The sequence below is a fragment of the Pseudomonas sp. TE21394 genome (assembly GCF_054057835.1).
In genome coordinates this window covers 2660391-2681884 of the sequence record NZ_JBSRZR010000001.1, presented here as the reverse complement: position 1 = coordinate 2681884, position 21494 = coordinate 2660391, and the positions used below count along the sequence as shown (strand labels likewise).

Below are 21494 nucleotides of genomic sequence, written 5' to 3'. Positions count from 1 at the left end.
GCACTTCTCTCCTCAGGCCGCGCCTAATTACTCGAACCAGTGGGCTCGGGCGGCCATGATCAACTTGCCGGCACGCTCTTCGTCGATGCCGTCGATGTCGAGCAGATCGTCGATCGACTGCTCGGCCAGGTCTTCGCGGTTAACCACGCCGCGCACCGCCAGTTCCGCCGCCAGGTCCTTGTCCATGCCCTCGAGGGAGAGCAGGTCTTCGGCCGGATGGGCGTCTGCCAGTTTTTCTTCGGTAGCGATGGCCTTGGTCAACAAACGGTCCTTGGCTCGAGCGCGGAGCTCATTGACGATATCTTCGTCAAAGCCATCGATGTTGAGCATTTCTTCCAACGGTACGTAGGCAATTTCTTCGAGGCTGGTGAAGCCTTCGTCGACCAGCACTTGGGCCAGCTCCTCGTCGACTTCCAGTTCATCGATGAAATTGCGCAGGATGTCACCGGTTTCGGCCTGCTGCTTGGCCTGGATGTCCTTCTCGGTCATCACGTTCAGGGTCCAGCCGGTCAGCTGGCTGGCCAGGCGAACGTTCTGACCGCCACGGCCAATGGCCTGGGCCAGGTTGTCCTCGGCGACGGCGATGTCCATGGCATGGGCATCTTCATCAACGATGATCGCCGCGACTTCAGCCGGCGACATGGCGTTGATGACGAACTGCGCCGGGTTATCGTCCCACAGGACGATATCCACACGCTCGCCACCCAGCTCCCCGGATACGGCCTGGACGCGCGAACCACGCATGCCGATACAGGCACCTTGCGGGTCGATGCGCTTGTCCTTGGAGCGGACGGCGATCTTGGCTCGCGAACCCGGATCACGGGAGGCAGCCATGACTTCGATGAGGCCCTCGGCAATTTCCGGCACTTCAATGCGGAAAAGCTCGATCAGCATCTGTGGCGCGGTGCGCGACAGGATCAGCTGTGGGCCACGGTTTTCAGTGCGAATTTCCTTCAGCAGCGCACGCAGGCGCACGCCAACACGGAAGGTTTCGCGCGGGATGATGTCTTCGCGGGCCAGCAGGGCCTCGGCGTTGTTGCCCAGGTCAACGATGACGTTGTCGCGGGTAACCTTCTTGACGGTGCCGGAAATGATCTCGCCAACGCGCTCGCGGTAGGCATCGACCACCTGGGCACGCTCGGCCTCACGGACCTTCTGCACGATGACCTGCTTGGCGGTCTGGGCGGCGATACGGCCGAACTCGATCGACTCGATCTTCTCTTCGATCACGTCACCGACCTTGGCTTCAGGGTGGGTGTCCTTGATCTTGTCCAGCCAGGTCTCGATCGCCGGATCATCAAGATCGGCTTCGTCGACCACGGTCCAGCGACGGAAGGTCTCGTAGCTACCGGTGTGGCGGTTGATTTCCACACGCAGATCGACTTCGTCTTCAAAACGTTTTTTGGTTGCAGTGGCCAGGGCCACTTCCAGCGCTTCGAAAATGACGCCGGGCGGTACACCTTTTTCGTTGGATACCGATTCAACAACCAGCAGTACTTCTTTGCTCATCGTACGCCTCGCCTTGCGCAAGCCATTGGGCCCGGATAGTCCGCCGGGCCCGGCACGTCTCAGTCAAAACTGGGAATAATATTGGCCTTGTCGATCGAGTCGATCGGCAACAGGAATTCTTGATTGTCCACCTGGACCACCACGTCCTGCTCCTCCACACCGCGGAGAAGGCCCTGGAAGTTACGACGACCCTCGAAGGGTGAGCGCAGCTTGATCTTCACTTGTTCGCCGGCATGCGAGGCAAACTGTTCCAGAGTGAACAGTGGGCGATCCATGCCTGGAGAAGACACCTCGAGGGTGTACTCACTGCTGATCGGATCTTCTACGTCGAGGATTGCGCTGGCCTGACGGCTGACCGCTTCGCAGTCGTCCACCAGGATGCCGCCTTCCTTGTCGATGTAGATGCGCAGTACCGAATGCTTACCCTGGGAAACGTATTCGATCCCCCAGCATTGATAGCCCAGACCCTCGACAACCGGGGCCAACAAGGCCTGCAACTGTTCTAGCTTGCTCGACACCTGAACCCCCTCGTGCATGCTGTGCAAATAAAAAATGGGCAAAGCGCCCATCCCTGAAAGCGCCGTTGGACAACGACGCCGAAAACTGTTCGGTTAGCAAAAAGCCCCTGAAAAGGGGCTCCGCTGAAGCTGGTTGCGGGGGCTGGATTTGAACCAACGACCTTCGGGTTATGAGCCCGACGAGCTACCAAGCTGCTCCACCCCGCGACAAAGCTGGGGCAAAAGTATAAGACCGAACCCTCTCAAGGGTCAAATCCAAACCTTCACCTGCAAGAAAGCCCGCTAAAGCGGGCTCTCAAGCTTTAATTGGTACCGAGAAGGGGACTCGAACCCCTACACCCTATGGGCACAACCACCTCAAGGTTGCGTGTCTACCAATTCCACCACCTCGGCAATACTACTACTTGAAACCCGTTACTTCTGCTCTTGTGCCGGAGGAGGTACATCACCAGTGTTAGTGGTGGTGTCGCTCTTCTGCTGCTGGAGCACCGGTACATCATCATTAACTGCCGGTTTCTGCGGCTCTTTCACTTCTAGCACTGCTGGATCTGGAAGACCTGCTTGGCTAAGCTGGTGAGCTTGTTGCTTCGCGAAGTATCCTAACCCAAGTGCTGTCAAAAAGAAAGTGGCAGCGAGTACAGCAGTTAATTTACTCAGGAAGGTTGCAGAACCCTGGCTCCCGAACACGGTATTTGAAGCACCCGCGCCGAAAGATGCACCTGCTTCCGCACCCTTACCCTGTTGTAACAGAACCAGCACTACAAGCGACAGCGCTGCCAACAGATGAAAAACAACGATGACTGTTTCCAGCATTTGTTCAGTTTCCTGCGGCGCGACAAATTGCACCGAATTCGTCTGCGTTCAGGGAAGCTCCACCAATGAGCCCCCCATCGATATCCGGCATGCCGAACAGTTCGGCCGCATTGGCCGCCTTCACGCTGCCGCCGTAGAGCAGCTGCACCTTCGCAGCTACTTCAGCATCTTCTGCCGCCAGCTGACCGCGGATGGCGGCGTGCACATCCTGGGCCTGCTGTGGCGTGGCCGTAAGGCCTGTACCGATGGCCCATACAGGCTCATAGGCAATTACTGCATTGGCAAAAGCTTTAACACCGAAGGCCTCGATGATACTGCTTAGTTGACGCCCGACAACTTCGAGCGTTTTGCCGGCCTCGCGCTCTTCAAGGGTTTCCCCGATGCAAAGCACTGGCTTCAAACCTTTGGCCTGAGCGGCTGCAAACTTGCGATTGAGCACTTGGTCAGTTTCACCAATAATCTGGCGACGCTCCGAATGGCCAATCAGAACCAACTTGCAACCTGCTTCAACCAGCTGTTCCGGAGCAACTTCTCCGGTCAGCGCACCCTGTTCGGGTTGTACTGCAGAATTCTGTGCGCCGACGATGATTCCCTTATCTGCCAGCCCATCGATCACTTGATTGATGAACAAGACAGGTGGGAACACCGCGACTTCCACTCCGCTCGGCAAGGCCAGATTTCTCAAGCCTTCGGTCAGCTCAGCGACGCTAGCGCGGGTACCGTGCATCTTCCAGTTACCAGCTACCATGGGGCGACGCATGCTTTACCTCGTCGGTCAAAGTGGGCGCAGATAGTACCCAACCCTACCTGCGCTGGCAAGCGCCTTCAGACACAAACTTCGCCAACCAGCTTGGCCAGTGCTTCGGCATGGGCACGCACCTGACTTTCGTCCTCACCCTCGACCATGACCCGCACCAGAGGCTCGGTACCGGACTTGCGCAGCAGCACGCGACCACGGCCAGCCAACGCCTCGGTCACCTTGGCACTGGCTTCCTTGACCGACGGGTGCTGCAGCGGGTCGACCTTGCTGGCGCCATAACGCACGTTGATCAGTACCTGTGGGCACTTGCGCAGGGCCTGACGGGCCTGGGCCAACGTTTCGCCACGGCGCTTGAGCGCCATCAGCACCTGCAGTGCGGCAATGATTGCATCACCCGTAGTGGTGTGGTTGCAGCAAACGACGTGACCAGAGTTTTCACCCCCGACCAGCCACTCACGCTCCAGCAGTTCGGCCATGACGTAACGGTCGCCGACCTTGGCCCGCACGAACGGAATTTCCAGGTCCTTCAGCGCAAGCTCCAGGCCCAGGTTGCTCATCAGCGTACCCACCACGCCGCCTTGCAACTTGCCACGGTCCTGCAAGTCGCGGGCAATGATGAACAGCAATTCGTCACCGTCGACGATGGCACCGGTGTGATCGACCATCAGTACCCGGTCGCCGTCACCGTCGAAAGCGATACCCAGGTCGGCATGCCCTACCAGCACAGCGGCCTGCAGCGACTCGATATGGGTCGAACCGCAGTTTTCATTGATGTTCAGCCCGTCCGGCTGCGCATGCAGCACGGTCACCTCGGCACCCAACTCGCGGAACACGCTTGGCGCAACCTTGTAGGTGGCGCCATGGGCGCAATCGACCACCAGCTTGAGTCCATCGAAGCTGGTGCTGCTGGGCACGCTGCTCTTGCAGAACTCGATGTAGCGGCCTGCCGCATCATTGATGCGCGACACCTTGCCCAGCTTGCTCGACTCGACCACGGTCATCGGCTGGTCAAGCAGCTCTTCGATCATCAACTCGACTTCATCAGGCAACTTGGTCCCCTGGCCCGAGAAGAACTTGATGCCGTTGTCATCGTGCGGGTTGTGCGAGGCACTGATGACGATACCGGCTTCGGCGTGGAAGGTACGTGTCAGGTAGGCAATGGCCGGCGTCGGCATCGGCCCGAGCAGCATCACGTCGGCACCCGCCGCAGACAGGCCGGCTTCGAGTGCGGATTCGAACATGTAGCCGGAGATACGCGTGTCCTTGCCCACCAGCACCCGGCAATGGCCCTGCTTGCGGAACGCCATGCCGGCGGCCCAGCCAAGCTTCAGCATGAAGTCAGGGGTGATCGGGTATTCGCCGACACGGCCACGAATGCCATCGGTACCAAAATATTTTCTGCTCATAGGGACTCCAATGTTCTTATTCGGCGTTTTGCACCGCAGCGATCATGCGCACCACATCAACGGTTTCGGCCACGTCATGGACACGCAGGATGCTCGCCCCCTTGGTCATGGCCAACGCCGCCAGCGCCAGGCTGCCGTACAACCGCTCGCCGACCGGACGTTCCAGCGTCTGGCCGATCATGCTCTTGCGTGACACACCCACAAGAAGCGGGCGCCCCAGGCGATAGAGCGCTTCCATATGCTTGAACAAGCTGAGGTTGTGCGCCAGCGTCTTGGCAAAACCAAAGCCCGGGTCAAGGATGATTCTGTTTGCGTCGATGCCCGCCGCAGCGCAGGCGACCATCCGCTGCTCAAGGTACCGCGTGACGTCGGCGGTCACATCTTCGTACTGCGGGTCGTCCTGCATGTTCCCCGGCTCGCCGCGCATGTGCATGAGACACACCGGCAGCCCGGTGTCCGCCGCAGCATCCAGCGCGCCGTCACGCTCCAGGGCCCGTACGTCATTGATCAGCCCGGCACCGAGACGCGCGGCTTCACGCATGACCGCTGGGGTGGAGGTATCGACCGAGATGACCACGTCAAGACGGCTGTTGATGGCCTCGACCATGGGGGCCACCCGCTCCAGCTCCTCGGTTACCGACACTGCGCGCGCACCTGGCCGCGTGGACTCACCGCCGATGTCGACCAGCGTGGCGCCGGCTGCCACCATTGCTTCGGCATGACGCAACGCTTCGTCGCGCTGATTGAAACGCCCGCCGTCAGAGAAGGAATCGGGGGTGACGTTGAGGATACCCATGACATGGGTACGCGACAAATCAAGAACCCGGTTACCGCAAGGCAACCGGGTGGGGTACTGCACTGAGCTCATAGGTGCCCTTAGTGTTGGGCCGCTGGACCGCCGATCGGCGATTCTGGGCGATCACCCTGGGCGGCAGGCTTGCCCGAAGCCGAGTCATCATCCCAATCGCGCGGTTCGCGAGGGGTACGGCCGGCCATGATATCGTCAATCTGCTCGGCGTCGATGGTCTCGTATTTCATCAAGGCTTCGGCCATGGCATCGAGCTTGTCACGGTTGTCGGTGAGCAGCTGCTTGGCCGTGGCATAGCACTGGTCGATGATACTGCGCACTTCCGAGTCGATCAGCTTGGCGGTTTCACCGGAAACGCTGGCGTGTTGGCTGGCGGCACTGCGGCCCAGGAACACCTCGCCTTCTTCCTCGGCGTACATCAGCGGGCCGAGTTTTTCCGACAGACCCCACTTGGTCACCATGTTGCGGGCGATCTGGCTGGCACGCATGATGTCGTTGGAGGCGCCGGTGGTGACGCCGTCGAAGCCCAGGGTCATTTCCTCGGCGATACGGCCGCCGTACAACGAGCAGATCTGGCTGATCAGCGCGCGCTTGGACAGGCTGTAGCGGTCCTCTTCCGGCAGGAACATGGTCACGCCCAAAGCACGGCCACGCGGAATGATCGAAACCTTGTAGACCGGATCGTGTTCAGGCACCAGGCGTCCGACGATGGCGTGGCCAGCCTCGTGATAGGCGGTGTTCTGCTTTTCTTTCTCGGACATGACCATGGTCTTGCGCTCGGCGCCCATCATGATCTTGTCCTTGGCCAGCTCGAACTCTTTCATTTCGACCAGGCGCTTGTTGGCACGCGCGGCAAACAGCGAGGCCTCGTTGACCAGGTTGGCCAGGTCGGCGCCGGAGAAACCAGGGGTCCCACGGGCAATGACTGCCGGGTTGACGTTCTCGCCGACCGGCACCTTGCGCATGTGCACCTTGAGGATCTGCTCGCGTCCACGGATGTCCGGCAGGCCGACCACCACCTGGCGGTCGAAGCGCCCCGGGCGCAGCAGCGCCGGGTCGAGCACGTCCGGACGGTTGGTGGCGGCGATGACGATGATGCCATCGTTCATTTCGAAGCCGTCCATCTCCACCAGCAACTGGTTGAGGGTTTGCTCACGTTCGTCGTGACCGCCGCCCATGCCGGCGCCACGGTGGCGACCAACGGCGTCGATCTCGTCGATGAAGATGATGCACGGGGCGTGCTTCTTGGCCTGCTCGAACATGTCGCGCACACGGCTGGCACCGACACCCACGAACATTTCCACGAAGTCAGAACCGGAAATGGTGAAGAATGGCACCTTTGCCTCGCCAGCGATGGCCTTGGCCAGCAGCGTCTTGCCGGTACCGGGTGGGCCGACCATCAGCACGCCACGAGGGATACGGCCACCCAGGCGCTGGAACTTGCCCGGATCGCGCAGGAACTCGACCAGCTCACCAACCTCTTCCTTGGCTTCGTCACACCCTGCAACGTCAGCCAGCGTGGTCTTGACCTGGTCTTCGGACAGCAGGCGCGCCTTGCTCTTGCCGAAGCTCATCGGCCCGCCCTTGCCGCCCGCACCGCCTTGCATCTGGCGCATGAAGAACATGAACACGGCGATGATCACCAGGATCGGGAAGCTGGCTACCAGCAACTGGGTCCAGATGCTCTGCTGCTCGGGCTGCTTGCCTTCGATGATGACGTGGTTGTCGACCAGGTCGCCGATCAGGCCATTGTCGGTAATGGCCGGGCGCACGGTCTTGAAGTTGTCACCGTCAGCGCGCTTGCCGGTAATGATGTAGCCGTCGACGGTCACGCGCTCGACCTTGCCATCCTTGACCTGCTGGATGAAGTCGGAATAGTTGAGGGTCTGCGGTTCGTTAGGGCTGGAGAAGTTGTTCATCACTGTCACCAGGACAGCTGCGATGATCAACCACAGGATCAGATTCTTTGCCATGTCGTTCAATTCGCTACCCTCTGAGGTCGGCGCACGACGCAGCCGTTCCTCGCATGATATTCATCGCCCTAACTTACTACATTACCTACGCAGACGCAGGCACCGTCTGTAACCCTTTGTGAAAGCTAGACTACACGAAGTTCGGGCGATCCTGACGCGACGGCCGATTGGAAATAACTATCGGCCACCCCGCTTGAGACCTTTCATGCCCCTTTGAAACCCCTGCCCAGCAGGTATTGTTCACGGGAACGGTCCCGCGACGACGATGGCTTGCGCATCTGTACCTTGTCGAATTTGCTGCGCACGTCCTTGAGGTATACGTCAAAGCCCTCGCCCTGGAAGATCTTGATCAGGAAGTCGCCGCCGGGCTTTAGCACGCGGGTTGCCAGATCGAGGGCCAGCTCGCAGAGGAACATCGCCCGCGGCATGTCCACCGCGGGGGTACCACTCATATTGGGGGCCATGTCGGAAATCACAAGGTCCACGTGCGAATCGCCAACCGCCTCGAGGATGCGCTGCAGCACTTCGTCATGGGTGAAATCGCCCTGGATGAAGGTCACGTCGGGGATCGAGTCCATCTCCAGGATGTCGGATGCGATCAGCCGCCCCTGCCCACCAATCAGACGACTGGTCACCTGCGACCAGCCGCCAGGGGCCGCGCCGAGGTCGATCACGCTCATGCCTGGGCGGATCAGCCGGTCCTTTTCCTGGATCTCCAGCAGTTTGTAGCTCGCACGCGAGCGGTAGCCGTCCTTTTGCGCCTGCTTCACAAAAGGATCGTTGAAATGTTCACGCAGCCAGTTGGCGCTGCTTTTGGAACGTTGTACCACGGGGCACCTCGATGATATGCGTCGTGATTGACTGGGCGGAGCCGGTGGCCCTCGGGTAAAATGCCGGTCAATTTTACAGAATCAGACGGAAAGGGTCAGATTATGCCGCTCAATAACGAGCAGAAGAAGCAATACAAGTCCATTGGTCATGACCTGAAGCCGGTCCTGATCGTTGCTGGTAACGGTTTGAATGAAGGCGTCATTGCCGAGCTGGAGCGCGCCCTGGTCGACCACGAGCTGATCAAGGTCGAGATTCGTTCGGAAGACCGCGAAGAGCGCGCAGAAACCATTGCCGAACTGTGCAAGGCCGGCCGTGCCGAACTGGTGCAGACCATCGGCAAGAAAGCCCTGATCTACCGCAAGAACCCGCAGCCGAACAAGCAGCTGTCCAACATCCACCGCTACAAGTAACGGCACAGGGGCCGCCATGCGGCCCCAGCGACTCTCGGCAGTTTGCTCGTGTTAGCCGCGCGTCCTGACCGGAACCGGCTGGGCCACCAGCACGATGCCGGAAAAACCCAGCACCAGGAAGCAGAACATCTGCCAGCGCTCGCCTACGGAAATACCGTAGCGCAAGGTGTAATACCCCACGCAAGCGCCAAGGCCGAGCAATAACATCTGGCCCCGGAACTGCCGCCACCAGGCTGCCAGGCCGTCCACTCTGGCCAGTACGGCCAACTGGACCAGCAGGCCAAGCATCGCCACACCGATCAACCAGCGGTCGATCTGCCCGGCGATGTCCTGCACCAATAGCGGCGCCAGGCCACTGACCTTGAGCGCAGGCACCAACCCGACGTGAAACACCCACAGGCCACCGACCCAGAAAACCTGGGCCAGTTGCCAGAGGATCCCCTCGAGGGATGGCGCCCGCTGGCGCCGGTCAGATGTGCTTGACTTCGACAATCTCGTACTCGACCGTACCGTTTGGCGTCTTCACGACAACGGTATCCCCTTCTTCCTTGCCAATGATGGCACGGGCGATCGGGGCACTGTTCGACAGCTTGCCTTTCTTCACGTCAGCTTCATCTTCGCCAACGATCTGGTAGGTCACCTCATCATCGGTTTCGGTGTTGGCCAGCACTACGGTAGTGCCGAAAATCACCTTACCGGTGTGAGCAATGGTGGTCACGTCGATCACCACCGAGTTCTGCAGGCGCCCTTCGATATCGCGGATACGCGCTTCGACCATGCCCTGCTCTTCACGAGCTGCGTGGTATTCGGCGTTTTCCTTCAGGTCACCCAGCTCGCGCGCCTCACCAATGGCCTGGCTCAGGCGCGGGCGCTCGGTCTTGCTCAGGAACAGCAGTTCCTCTTCCAGGGCGCGAGCGCCCTGGACGGTCATCGGGTACTTGGTAATGCTCATGCTTTCAATCCTGCGTGCAGATCCTGCAGGCGGCGAACGGTCTTTTCCGGACCGAATTTCAGCGCCTCGCAGATGGCTTCCCCGGCCGCAATGGTGGTGGTGCAGTAAATCTTGTGCTGCAGCGCATTGCGACGAATCGAGTAGGAATCGGCGATCGACTGGCGGCCTTCGGTGGTGTTGATGATCAGCGACACCTCGTCGTTCTTGATCATGTCGACCACGTGCGGACGACCTTCGGTCACCTTGTTCACACGGCGCACTTTCAGGCCAGCCGCCTCGATGACCTTGGCGGTGCCGGCAGTAGCGACCACTTCGAAGCCAAGGGCAATCAGGTCGCGGGCAACGCCAGCCACTTGCGGCTTGTCGTCGTCACGTACGCTGATGAATGCGGTACCGCCGGTCGGCAGCACTTCACTGGCACCCATCTGGGCCTTGGCAAAGGCTTCGCCGAAGCTGTCACCGACACCCATGACTTCACCGGTCGATTTCATCTCAGGGCCGAGGATCGGGTCAACCCCCGGGAACTTGGCGAACGGGAAGACGGCTTCCTTGACGCTGTAGAAGTTCGGGATGATTTCCTGGGTGAAGCCCAGCTCTTTCAGGGTTTTGCCGGCCATGACGCGGGCTGCGATCATCGCCAGGGAGGTGCCGATGCACTTGGAGACGAACGGCACGGTACGCGAGGCGCGCGGGTTGACTTCGATCACGTAGATCTTGTCGCCCTGCAGGGCCAGCTGCACGTTCATCAGGCCGACCACGCCCAGCTCCAGGGCCATTTTCCTGACCTGTACGCGGACTTCGTCCTGCACTTCCTTGCTCAGCGAGTAAGGTGGCAGCGAGCATGCCGAGTCGCCGGAGTGAACGCCGGCCTGCTCGATGTGCTGCATGATGGCGCCGATCACCACGTCGGTACCGTCGCAGACCGCATCCACGTCCATCTCGATGGCGCAGTTGAGGAAGTGGTCGAGCAGTACCGGGCTGTCGTTCGACACCTGTACGGCTTCACGCAGGTAGCGCTTGAGCTCGTCCAGTTCGTAGACGATTTCCATGGCCCGGCCACCCAGCACGTAGGACGGGCGCACCACCAGCGGGTAGCCAATGCCGCCAGCAGCGCTGATGGCTTCTTCTTCGCTGCGCACGGTAGCGTTTGGCGGCTGCAGCAGGTTCAGGCGCTGCACCATCTGCTGGAAGCGCTCACGGTCTTCGGCACGGTCGATGGCATCCGGGCTGGTGCCGATGATCGGTACGCCGGCTTCTTCCAGGGCGCGGGCCAGTTTCAGCGGGGTCTGGCCGCCGTAGTGGACGATAACGCCTTTCGGCTTCTCGACGCGGCACACCTCCAGCACGTCTTCCAGGGTCAACGGCTCGAAGTACAGGCGGTCGGAGGTGTCGTAGTCGGTAGAGACGGTTTCCGGGTTGCAGTTGACCATGATGGTCTCGTAACCGTCTTCACGCAGCGCCAACGCGGCGTGTACGCAGCAATAGTCGAACTCGATACCCTGGCCGATACGGTTGGGGCCGCCACCCAGGATCATGATCTTGTCGCGGGTCGACGGGTTGGCCTCGCACTCTTCCTCGTAGGTGGAGTACAGATAGGCGGTGTCGGTGGCGAACTCGGCGGCGCAGGTGTCGACGCGCTTGTACACCGGGAACACTTCCAGCTTGTGGCGGTGACGGCGCAGGTTCTTGTCGGTGATACCCAGCAGCTTGGCCAGGCGCTGGTCGGAGAAGCCCTTGCGCTTGAGGCGCAGCATGTAGTCTCTGTCGATCGACGACAGGGCCAGAGTCTTGACCTTCTCTTCTTCCTTGATCAGGTCTTCCATCTGCACCAGGAACCACATGTCGATGCCGGTCAGGTCGAAGATCTGCTCGCAGGTCATGCCGGCGCGCATGGCATCGGCCACGTACCAGATGCGCTCCGCGCCCGGTACGGTCAGCTCGCGCTTGAGGATGCTGGAAGCTTCCGGGTTGGCCAGGTCGACTTTCGGGTCGAGGCCGCAGGCGCCCACTTCCAGGCCGCGCAGGGCTTTCTGCAGGGATTCCTGGAAGGTACGACCGATGGCCATGACTTCACCGACGGATTTCATCTGGGTGGTCAGGCGGGCGTCGGCTTTCGGGAACTTCTCGAAGGCGAAACGCGGCAGCTTGGTGACGACATAGTCGATCGACGGCTCGAAGGACGCCGGGGTGCGGCCGCCGGTGATGTCGTTCTGCAACTCGTCGAGGGTGTAGCCGACCGCCAGCTTGGCAGCGATCTTGGCGATCGGGAAGCCGGTGGCCTTGGAGGCCAGCGCCGAGGAACGCGACACACGCGGGTTCATCTCGATCACGACCATGCGGCCGGTGTTCGGGCAGATACCGAACTGCACGTTGGAGCCGCCGGTTTCCACACCAATCTCACGCAGCACCGCCAGCGAGGCGTTGCGCATGATCTGGTATTCCTTGTCGGTCAGGGTCTGCGCCGGGGCAACGGTAATCGAGTCGCCGGTGTGCACGCCCATCGGGTCGAAGTTCTCGATGGAGCAGACGATGATGCAGTTGTCCTTCTTGTCGCGGACCACCTCCATCTCGTATTCCTTCCAGCCGATCAGCGATTCGTCGATCAGCAGCTCCTTGGTCGGCGACAGGTCCAGACCACGGGCGCAGATTTCTTCGAACTCTTCACGGTTGTAGGCGATGCCACCACCGGTGCCGCCCATGGTGAACGACGGACGGATGATGCACGGGAAGCCCAGGCGCTCGAGCACCGCGTTGGCTTCCTCCATGCTGTGGGCGATACCGGAACGCGGGCACTCCAGGCCGATATCCTTCATCGCCTTGTCGAAACGCGAGCGGTCTTCGGCCTTGTCGATGGTGTCGGCGTTGGCACCGATCATTTCCACGCCGAACTTTTCCAGAACGCCGTGGCGCTCCAGGTCCAGGGCGCAGTTAAGTGCGGTCTGGCCACCCATGGTCGGCAGCAGCGCGTCAGGGCGCTCTTTCTCGATGATCTTGGCCACCGACTGCCACTTGATCGGCTCGATGTAGGTGGCGTCGGCCATGGCCGGGTCGGTCATGATGGTGGCCGGGTTGGAGTTCACCAGGATGACGCGGAAACCTTCCTCGCGCAGGGCCTTGCAGGCCTGGGCGCCGGAGTAGTCGAACTCGCAGGCCTGGCCGATCACGATCGGGCCGGCGCCGAGAATCAGGATGCTTTTGATATCTGTACGTTTTGGCATGGTTGTCACTCAAATCCGGGGTCAGTCGGCAAGCCGCCTTGAACAATCTGGGTCAGGCGCTTCCGGGCGCGGCGCGAACCGGCCCGGGGCCTTGAAGCAGGATGCTCAGCGGCGCTTGGCCATGGCATCGATGAAACGATCGAACAGAGGCGCGACATCGGTCGGGCCGGGGCTCGCTTCAGGGTGACCCTGGAAGCTGAACGCGCTCTTGTCGGTGCGCTCGATACCCTGCAGGGTGCCGTCGAACAACGACTTGTGGATGGCGCGGACGTTGCCCGGCAGGGTAGCCTCGTCAACGGCAAAGCCGTGGTTCTGGCTGGTGATCATGACCACGCCGGTATCCAGGTCCTGGACCGGGTGGTTGGCGCCGTGGTGGCCGTGGCCCATTTTCACGGTCTTGGCGCCGGAGGCCAGGGCCAGCAGCTGGTGGCCGAGGCAGATGCCGAACACCGGGATCTCGGTCTCGAGGATTTCCTTGATCGCCTGGATGGCGTAGTCGCACGGCTCGGGGTCGCCAGGACCGTTGGACAGGAACACGCCGTCCGGGTTGAGTGCCAGCACTTCGCTGGCCGGGGTCTGGGCCGGCACCACGGTCACGCGGCAGCCACGGGCGACCAGCATGCGCAGGATGTTCAGCTTGACGCCGTAGTCGAAGGCGACCACGTGGTAAGGCAAGTCGGCAGCTTCGATGGTCGGGTGGCTGTCGGTCTTCAGCTCCCACACGCTGGAGCGCCACTCATAGCGCTCCTTGGTGGAAACGACCTTGGCCAGGTCCATGCCCTTCAGGCCAGGGAAGGCACGGGCAGCGGCGATGGCGGCTTCTTCGCTGATGTTGTCACCGGCAAGGATGCAACCGTTCTGGGCGCCCTTTTCACGCAGGATCCGGGTCAGGCGACGGGTGTCGATGCCGGCGATGGCGACGACGTTGTTGGCCTTGAGGTACTCCGGCAGCGACTGGGTGTTACGCCAGTTGCTGGCCAGCAGCGGCAGGTCACGAATGACCAGGCCAGCGGACCAGACACGGTTCGACTCGGCGTCTTCCGGGGTAGTGCCGGTATTGCCGATGTGCGGGTAGGTCAGGGTAACGATTTGCTGCGCATAGGAAGGGTCTGTAAGGATTTCCTGGTAGCCGGTCATAGCGGTGTTGAACACCACCTCACCAACGGTCTGACCGTCGGCACCGATGGCTTCACCGCGAAAAATACTGCCGTCGGCAAGGGCGAGTATGGCTGGCTTTGTCAAGAAGACCTCCCGTTAATCAAGCATGAAAGGGCGATCGCAGGTTGCAAAAAAGCGGAGTGACGTATGGACACGTCACCCCGCTTTCATGTGCTGAATTCAATTCGCTGCGCGCTTTTAGTGGACACACTAAAGCTGTAGCTTACAGAAAAGTGCGTTTTCGGTCTACCGCAGATGTGCCTCTAAAACATATCAATGCGACAAGCTGGCATTTGTCGGCGCTTCGCGGGTAAACCCGCTCCTACAAGGACTGCGCAAAGCCTGAAACCTGCATGAACCCTGTGGGAGCGGGTTTACCCGCGAAGAAGCCGACACCAATCTGCAGGTCAGTGCAGCTCGAGCACGTCCTGCATGTCATACAGCCCAGGCTCACGCCCATCCAGCCACAGCGCCGCACGCACGGCGCCCTTGGCGAAGGTCATGCGGCTGGAGGCCTTGTGGGTGATTTCCAGGCGCTCGCCTTCTGCTGCGAACAGAACGGTGTGATCACCTACCACATCGCCGGCGCGTACAGTGGCGAAGCCGATCGTCTTGCGGTCACGCGCGCCAGTCTGCCCTTCGCGGCCATACACGGCCACTTCCTGCAGATCCCGGCCCAGCGCATTGGCAACCACTTCACCCATGCGCAACGCAGTACCCGATGGGGCATCGACCTTGTGCCGGTGATGTGCCTCGATGATCTCGATATCGACATCATCGCCCAACACCCGGGCAGCCAGGTCAAGCAGCTTGAGGCTGAGGTTCACACCCACGCTGAAGTTGGCAGCGAACACAATGGGGATGTCCTTGCCAGCCTCAGCCAGCAGCTGCTTCTCTTCAACCGTAAAACCGGTGGTGCCGATGATCATCGCCTTACCGTGCTTGCGGCAGAATGCGAGGTTTTTCAGGGTTACCGAAGGGTGAGTGAAGTCGATCAGCACGTCGAATTCGTCGGCGACCTTGGCCAGATCGTCGGACAACAACACGCCAATCCGACCAAGAGCTGCCAGCTCACCGGCATCAGCCCCAACCAGCGAGCTGTCAGGGCGATCGATCGCCGCCGTCAATCCCGCACCCGGCGTTTGTTGCACGGCTTCGATAAGGGTCTTGCCCATTCGCCCTGCCGCACCCATCACTGCAATACGTCGCATAGCCTTATCCTTGTCAGAGGTCGCCGAAGAAGCGCTTCACGCCATCGAACCAGCCACTGGCCTTTGGCGAGTGGGAGCTGTCGCCTTCCAGCGAGTCACGCAGCTCTTCGAGCAGCTCGCGCTGGCGGCGGCTGAGATTGACCGGGGTTTCCACCGCCACGCGGCACAACAGGTCACCAGCACCACCACCGCGCACCGGGGCAACGCCCTTGCCGCGCAGGCGGAACTGCTTGCCGGTCTGGGTGCCTTCGGGGATCTTCAGCTTCACGCGACCATCGAGCGTGGGCACTTCCAGCTCGCCGCCCAGGGCGGCATCAGTGAAGCTGATCGGCACTTCGCAGTACAGGTGCTTGCCATCACGCTGAAAGATCTCGTGCTCACGCACATTGATCACCACGTACAGATCGCCGGTCGGGCCGCCATGGGTACCGGCCTCGCCCTCGCCCGACAGGCGGATACGGTCGCCGGTATCGACACCCGCCGGCACCTTGACCGACAGCGTCTTGTATTCTTCGACACGACCTTCGCCGTGGCACGAGGTGCATGGGTCGGTGATGATCTTGCCCTGGCCATGGCAGCGCGGGCAGGTTTGCTGCACCGAGAAGAAGCCCTGCTGCATGCGCACCTGGCCGATACCGCCACAGGTCGGGCAGGTCGACGGCGTGGAACCTTTCTTGGCCCCCGAGCCGTCGCAAGGCTGGCAGTTGACCAGGGTAGGCACGCGGATACTGACCGTGGTGCCACGCACCGCTTCTTCCAGGTTCAGCTCCAGGGTGTAGCGCAGGTCGCTGCCACGCTGGGCGCCGCCACGTCCACCGCCGCGGCCACCACCGAAGAAGTCGCTGAACACATCGCCAAAGATGTCGGAGAAGTTGGCACCGCCGAAACCGGCACCACCGCCACCCATGCTCGGGTCCACGCCAGCATGACCATACTGGTCGAACGCCGCGCGCTTGCTCGCGTCAGACAGCACTTCGTAGGCCTCGTTGGCCTCCTTGAACTTGTCTTCGGACTCTTTGTCGCCGGGGTTGCGGTCAGGGTGGTACTTCATCGCCAGACGGCGATAGGCCTTCTTGAGGTCAGCTTCGCTGGCGCCGCGCTCGACACCCAGGACCTCATAATAATCACGCTTGGACATAGGTCATTTGCACCTTGTTGGGCGTCTGGCATCTGCGCCACGCCATCAGCACCTGCCGTTGGCCCACCTGGGCCGCTGACAGATGCTGTAAAGATTCTCGAATTCCAGATACGCCAACGCGGGAGCAAGCCCCCGCGCGGCGACATCCTACCAGCTCGCCGGCAAACGACGGTGAACTGGCCGACAACATGCAGGGATTACTGCTTGTTGTTGTCTTTCACTTCTTCGAACTCGGCGTCAACCACGTCGTCGTGCTTGGCTTCCGGCTCGGCGTGCTGCGCGCCACCCTGAGGCTGTTCTGCCGACTGCTCGGCGTACATCTTCTGGGCAACCGGTGCCGAAACCTTGGACAGCTCTTCGACCTTGGCGTCGATGGCAGCCTTGTCGTCGCCTTTGACAGCGGCTTCCAGGGCAACCACGGCAGCCTCGATGGCAGTTTTCTCTTCGGCGGTAACCTTGTCACCGGCGTCAGCGACCATCTTGCGGGTCGAGTGAACCAGCGCGTCACCCTGGTTACGGGCAGCGGCCAGCTCTTCGAACTTGCGGTCTTCCTCGGCGTTGGCCTCGGCGTCGCGCACCATGCGCTCGATTTCTTCGTCCGACAGGCCGGAGTTGGCCTTGATCACGATCGACTGCGACTTGCCGGTGGCCTTGTCTTTCGCGCTGACGTGCAGGATGCCGTTGGCGTCGATGTCAAAGGTCACTTCGATCTGCGGCACGCCACGCGGAGCCGGCGGGATGTCAGCCAGGTCGAACTTGCCCAACGACTTGTTCTGGGCAGCCTGCTTGCGCTCACCCTGCAGCACGTGAATGGTCACGGCAGCCTGGTTGTCGTCGGCAGTCGAGAACACCTGCGACTTCTTGGTCGGAATGGTGGTGTTCTTCTCGATCAGCGAAGTCATCACGCCACCCATGGTTTCGATACCCAGGGTCAGCGGGCTGACGTCCAGCAGCAGTACGTCCTTCACGTCACCGGCCAGTACGGCGCCCTGGATGGCAGCACCCATGGCCACGGCTTCGTCAGGGTTGACGTCCTTACGGGCTTCCTTGCCGAAGAAGTCGGCAACGGCTTTCTGTACCATCGGCATACGGGTCTGGCCGCCGACCAGGATCACGTCGTCGATCTTGGCGACGTCGATGCCAGCGTCCTTCAGGGCGATACGGCACGGCTCGATGGTGCGCTGAACCAGGTCTTCGACCAGCGACTCCAGCTTGGCGCGGGAGATCTTCACGTTCAGGTGCTTCGGACCGGTCGCGTCTGCAGTGATGTACGGCAGGTTGACATCGGTCGACTGCGAGGACGACAGTTCGATCTTGGCCTTCTCGGCAGCTTCCTTCAGGCGCTGCAGAGCCAGCGGATCGTTCTTCAGGTCCATGCCGGACTCTTTCTTGAACTCGTCGACAAGGTAGTCGATCAGGCGCATGTCGAAGTCTTCACCACCCAGGAAGGTGTCACCGTTGGTGGCCAGCACTTCGAACTGATGCTCACCGTCGACTTCGGCGATTTCGATGACCGATACGTCGAAGGTACCACCACCCAGGTCGTAGACGATGACGGTGTGGTCGCCCTTGGCCTTGTCCATGCCGTAGGCCAGCGCAGCGGCGGTCGGTTCGTTGATGATGCGCTTCACGTCCAGGCCGGCGATGCGACCGGCGTCCTTGGTGGCCTGGCGCTGGCTGTCGTTGAAGTAGGCCGGAACGGTGATGACCGCTTCGGTGACGGGCTCGCCGAGGTAGTCTTCGGCGGTCTTCTTCATCTTCTTCAGGACTTCGGCGCTGATCTGCGGTGGCGCCATGTCCTTGCCGCTGGCCTGTACCCAGGCGTCGCCATTGCTGGCCTTGACGATCTTGTATGGCACCAGCTTGATGTCTTTCTGCACGACGTCTTCTTCGAAGCGGCGGCCGATCAGGCGCTTCACTGCGAACAGGGTGTTGTGCGGGTTGGTCACAGCCTGGCGCTTGGCCGACTGACCAACCAGGATTTCGCCGTCATTGGCGTAGGCCACGATCGAAGGGGTGGTACGCGCGCCTTCGGCGTTTTCAATGACCTTGACGTTACCGTTTTCCAGAACGGAGACGCACGAGTTGGTGGTCCCCAGGTCGATACCGATGATTTTGCCCATGTTAACTCTCCCGAGACTTGAATTTGGTAGCAGCGGCTACTGTGGCCAACTGCGGTAATACTTGAAGGCTTGACACCTAGATGGGGATGCCCGGAAGGATTTCAAGCCTTTTCATCGATAGAGGGTTGCGGCGCGCTTGGCGCCTTGCTGACCACCACCATGGCGGGGCGCAGCAGACGGCCATTGAGCAGGTAGCCTTTCTGGAACACGTTGAGCACGCTGTTCGGCTCCACCTCGGCGTTTTCCTGCATGGCCATGGCCTGGTGATGCTCAGGGTTGAACGGCTGGCCGTGCGGGTCGATGGCTTCGAGGTTGTAGCGCTTGAGGGTGTCCTGGAACATCTTCAGGGTCAGCTCCACACCTTCGCGGATCTGCTTGACGTTCTCGTCTTCGGCACTGGAGTGGGCCAGGGCCAGTTCCAGGCTGTCGATCACCGGCAGCAAGTCGCCGGCGAACTTCTCCAAGGCGAACTTGTGGGCCTTCTCGACATCCTGCTCGGCACGGCGACGCGCATTCTGTACGTCGGCAACGGCGCGCAGCGCCTGGTCCTTGGCTGCGGCCAGCTGCTCCTCGAGTTCCAGAACACGGGCGTCAGCAGCATTGCCTGCACCGGCTTCTTCCACGTTAAGGTCTTTCTCGTTCAGCTGTTCATCAGCCATGGGGTCTCTCCTGCGCAAATTTGTGGACTGCGAGCCACGCTCGCCTTGGATGTCGGCTATATGGGGCCGGAAAAACCAGCTTCAAGGGGGCAAGGTGGTTTTCCGCCCGGCAACACAATCCGGCAAAGGGCATTGGCAGGCCTGAAAAAAGTACTGTATAAATAACCAGACCTGACTTTCGGGAGCTGCCCTCATGCTGGTGCACCTGTCCATTCACAACTACGCCATCGTCGAACACCTCGACCTCGAGATCGCCCGCGGCATGTCCGTCATCACCGGCGAAACCGGCGCCGGCAAATCGATCATGCTCGATGCCCTCGGCCTGGCCCTGGGCGACCGGGCCGACAGCGGCGTGGTACGCCCCGGCACGGACAAGGCAGACATCCTTGCCACCTTCGACCTGGTGGACATTCCCGAGGCCCATGCCTGGCTGGCCGAGCGCGACCTGGACAACGACGGCCTGTGCATCCTGCGCCGGGTGATCACCGCCGAAGGCCGCAGCCGCGGCTACATCAACGGCACGCCCTGCCCGCTCGGCGACCTCAAGGCGCTGGGCGAACTGCTGATCGACATTCACAGCCAGCATGAGCACCAGTCGCTGCTGAAGACCGACACCCATCGCCGCCTGCTCGACGAGTACGCCGGCGCCGTCGACCTGGCCCGCCAGGTGCAACTGGCTGCCAAACGCTGGAACCAGACCCGCCTGGAACTCGAGCGCCTGTCCAATTCCGGCGACGAGCAACGCGCCCGCCACCAGTTGCTCAGCTACCAGCTGGAAGAGCTGGACAACCTCGGGCTGGGCGAGCACGAACTGGAACAACTGGAGCAGGAACACAAGCAACTGACCAGCGCCGAAGCGCTGTTCGGCATATGCCGCCAGGTTATCGACCAATGCAGCGAAAGCGACTCGGGCAACGTACTCAGCGCCCTCACCGCCAGCCTCAATCGCCTGGGAGCCGCCACTCATTCGCCCAAGGCACTGAACGAAGCGGCCAACCTGCTTGCCAGTGCGCAGATCCAGGTCGAGGAAGCCATCGGCGAGCTCAACCGCTTCCTCGACAACTTCGACGCCGACCCCATGCGGCTACAGGCCCTGGAAGAACGCCTCGACACCATCTATACGCTGGCGCGCAAACACCGCGTGCACCCCACCGAGCTGCCTCACCTGCAGCAGCAACTGATGGAGGAGCTGGAGGGCCTGAATGCCAGTGACGAATCGATCGAGCGCCTGGGCGAAGAGCTGACTGCCTTCGCCCACCACTATCAAGAGAAGGCTCGCGAGCTCAGCGCCCTGCGCCAGCAGGCGGCGCAACAGCTGGCAGTGGCGGTAGAGCAGGAGATCCAACGCCTGGGCATGCCCGGTGGGCGCTTCTGCATCGCCCTGACGCCAAACGAGGGCGACGACCTGTCACCGCATGGCCTGGAACAGATCGAACTGCTGGTCAGCGCCAACCCCGGCCAGCCGCTCAAGGGCCTGGCCAAGGTTGCTTCGGGCGGTGAGCTGTCGCGCATCAGCCTGGCGATCCAGGTCATTACCGCGCAGACGTCGCGCATTCCCACCCTGGTGTTCGACGAAGTCGACGTTGGTATTGGCGGGCCAACTGCGGAAATCGTCGGTCAGCTGTTGCGTCGCCTGGGCGAACGCGGCCAGGTGCTGACCGTGACTCACCTGCCGCAGGTTGCCGCACAAGGGCACCATCACTTGTTCGTGCACAAGGTGCGTAACAGCGATACCACCCACACTGCCGTGACCAGCCTGGGCAAGCGCGAGCGGGTCGAGGAAGTAGCGCGGATGCTCGGTGGCATCGACCTGACCAAGGAATCCCTGGCGCATGCGCGCAAGATGGTTGTGAGCGGCAAAGCCTGAGCCCTGATTTTCAGGCCTCTTCGCGGGTAAACCCGCCCCCACAGGATATTCACCGAGCCTGAGGCATGTGCAATACCTGTGGGAGCGGGTTTACCCGCGAAAAGGCCGGAACAAACGACATACCTCTCAGCCCCCAAAAG

Annotated in this window: 18 protein-coding genes and 2 tRNA genes; 2 read left to right on the top strand and 18 right to left on the bottom strand. The window is 61.2% G+C overall.

What is annotated here, in order from left to right; genetic code table 11:
• Positions 1–27 precede the first annotated feature (27 nt).
• From nusA to rlmE, 10 genes are all read right to left on the bottom strand, one after another.
• Positions 28–1509 (bottom strand): transcription termination factor NusA, encoded by a 1482-nt coding sequence (gene nusA, locus ACVWZT_RS12370; RefSeq protein WP_009685349.1) that lies wholly within the window; start codon positions 1507–1509, stop codon positions 28–30.
• A 59-nt stretch (positions 1510–1568) separates the two neighbouring features.
• On the bottom strand, positions 1569–2027 hold the full coding sequence (rimP, locus tag ACVWZT_RS12365; RefSeq protein WP_003249960.1) for a ribosome maturation factor RimP: 459 nt from the start codon (positions 2025–2027) through the stop codon (positions 1569–1571).
• A 130-nt stretch (positions 2028–2157) separates the two neighbouring features.
• A tRNA-Met gene (locus tag ACVWZT_RS12360) sits at positions 2158–2234 on the bottom strand.
• Between the two features lie 100 nt (positions 2235–2334).
• Positions 2335–2420, bottom strand: a tRNA-Leu gene (locus tag ACVWZT_RS12355).
• A 21-nt stretch (positions 2421–2441) separates the two neighbouring features.
• A complete protein-coding gene (gene secG, locus ACVWZT_RS12350) occupies positions 2442–2840 on the bottom strand; it encodes a preprotein translocase subunit SecG (protein ID WP_296231366.1) in 399 nt (132 codons plus the stop codon).
• 4 nt (positions 2841–2844) lie between these two features.
• Positions 2845–3600, bottom strand: coding sequence for a triose-phosphate isomerase (tpiA, locus tag ACVWZT_RS12345; RefSeq protein ID WP_457469533.1), 756 nt, complete (start codon positions 3598–3600; stop codon positions 2845–2847).
• 65 nt (positions 3601–3665) lie between these two features.
• The gene (gene glmM / locus ACVWZT_RS12340) at positions 3666–5006 is read right to left on the bottom strand and encodes a phosphoglucosamine mutase (RefSeq protein ID WP_225779316.1); all 1341 of its coding nucleotides are present in this window, start codon (positions 5004–5006) and stop codon (positions 3666–3668) included.
• Positions 5007–5022: 16 nt separating this feature from the next.
• Positions 5023–5874, bottom strand: coding sequence for a dihydropteroate synthase (gene folP / locus ACVWZT_RS12335; RefSeq protein WP_296231362.1), 852 nt, complete (start codon positions 5872–5874; stop codon positions 5023–5025).
• 8 nt (positions 5875–5882) lie between these two features.
• On the bottom strand, positions 5883–7787 hold the full coding sequence (gene ftsH / locus ACVWZT_RS12330) for an ATP-dependent zinc metalloprotease FtsH (protein ID WP_015271861.1): 1905 nt from the start codon (positions 7785–7787) through the stop codon (positions 5883–5885).
• Between the two features lie 203 nt (positions 7788–7990).
• A complete protein-coding gene (rlmE, locus tag ACVWZT_RS12325; RefSeq protein ID WP_025340705.1) occupies positions 7991–8617 on the bottom strand; it encodes a 23S rRNA (uridine(2552)-2'-O)-methyltransferase RlmE in 627 nt (208 codons plus the stop codon).
• Between the two features lie 102 nt (positions 8618–8719).
• Between rlmE and yhbY the strand changes: the two genes are divergently transcribed.
• A complete protein-coding gene (yhbY, locus tag ACVWZT_RS12320) occupies positions 8720–9028 on the top strand; it encodes a ribosome assembly RNA-binding protein YhbY (RefSeq protein WP_003249945.1) in 309 nt (102 codons plus the stop codon).
• Positions 9029–9079: 51 nt separating this feature from the next.
• On the opposite strand, the gene ACVWZT_RS12315 is transcribed toward yhbY, so the two are convergent.
• The 8 genes from ACVWZT_RS12315 to grpE form a co-directional block, all read right to left on the bottom strand.
• Positions 9080–9520 carry an MFS transporter gene (locus ACVWZT_RS12315; protein WP_296231354.1) on the bottom strand — a complete coding sequence of 147 codons (441 nt, stop codon included), beginning with the start codon at positions 9518–9520 and terminating at the stop codon, positions 9080–9082.
• Positions 9498–9980, bottom strand: coding sequence for a transcription elongation factor GreA (greA, locus tag ACVWZT_RS12310; protein WP_046613135.1), 483 nt, complete (start codon positions 9978–9980; stop codon positions 9498–9500). The genes ACVWZT_RS12315 and greA overlap by 23 nt, the downstream gene beginning before the upstream one ends.
• Complete coding sequence (gene carB / locus ACVWZT_RS12305) at positions 9977–13198, bottom strand: carbamoyl-phosphate synthase large subunit (protein WP_296231353.1); 3222 nt, start codon at positions 13196–13198, stop codon at positions 9977–9979. The genes greA and carB overlap by 4 nt, the downstream gene beginning before the upstream one ends.
• Positions 13199–13303: 105 nt before the next feature.
• Complete coding sequence (gene carA, locus ACVWZT_RS12300) at positions 13304–14440, bottom strand: glutamine-hydrolyzing carbamoyl-phosphate synthase small subunit (protein WP_013974294.1); 1137 nt, start codon at positions 14438–14440, stop codon at positions 13304–13306.
• A gap of 323 nt (positions 14441–14763) precedes the next feature.
• Complete coding sequence (gene dapB, locus ACVWZT_RS12295) at positions 14764–15567, bottom strand: 4-hydroxy-tetrahydrodipicolinate reductase (protein ID WP_016712092.1); 804 nt, start codon at positions 15565–15567, stop codon at positions 14764–14766.
• Positions 15568–15580: 13 nt separating this feature from the next.
• Positions 15581–16705 (bottom strand): molecular chaperone DnaJ, encoded by a 1125-nt coding sequence (dnaJ, locus tag ACVWZT_RS12290; RefSeq protein WP_170032762.1) that lies wholly within the window; start codon positions 16703–16705, stop codon positions 15581–15583.
• A 197-nt stretch (positions 16706–16902) separates the two neighbouring features.
• The gene (gene dnaK / locus ACVWZT_RS12285) at positions 16903–18828 is read right to left on the bottom strand and encodes a molecular chaperone DnaK (RefSeq protein ID WP_170032764.1); all 1926 of its coding nucleotides are present in this window, start codon (positions 18826–18828) and stop codon (positions 16903–16905) included.
• Between the two features lie 101 nt (positions 18829–18929).
• Positions 18930–19487 (bottom strand): nucleotide exchange factor GrpE, encoded by a 558-nt coding sequence (grpE, locus tag ACVWZT_RS12280; protein WP_296231349.1) that lies wholly within the window; start codon positions 19485–19487, stop codon positions 18930–18932.
• 193 nt (positions 19488–19680) lie between these two features.
• On the opposite strand from grpE, the gene recN reads away from it, so the two are divergent.
• A complete protein-coding gene (gene recN, locus ACVWZT_RS12275; RefSeq protein ID WP_457469530.1) occupies positions 19681–21354 on the top strand; it encodes a DNA repair protein RecN in 1674 nt (557 codons plus the stop codon).
• Positions 21355–21494 lie beyond the last annotated feature (140 nt).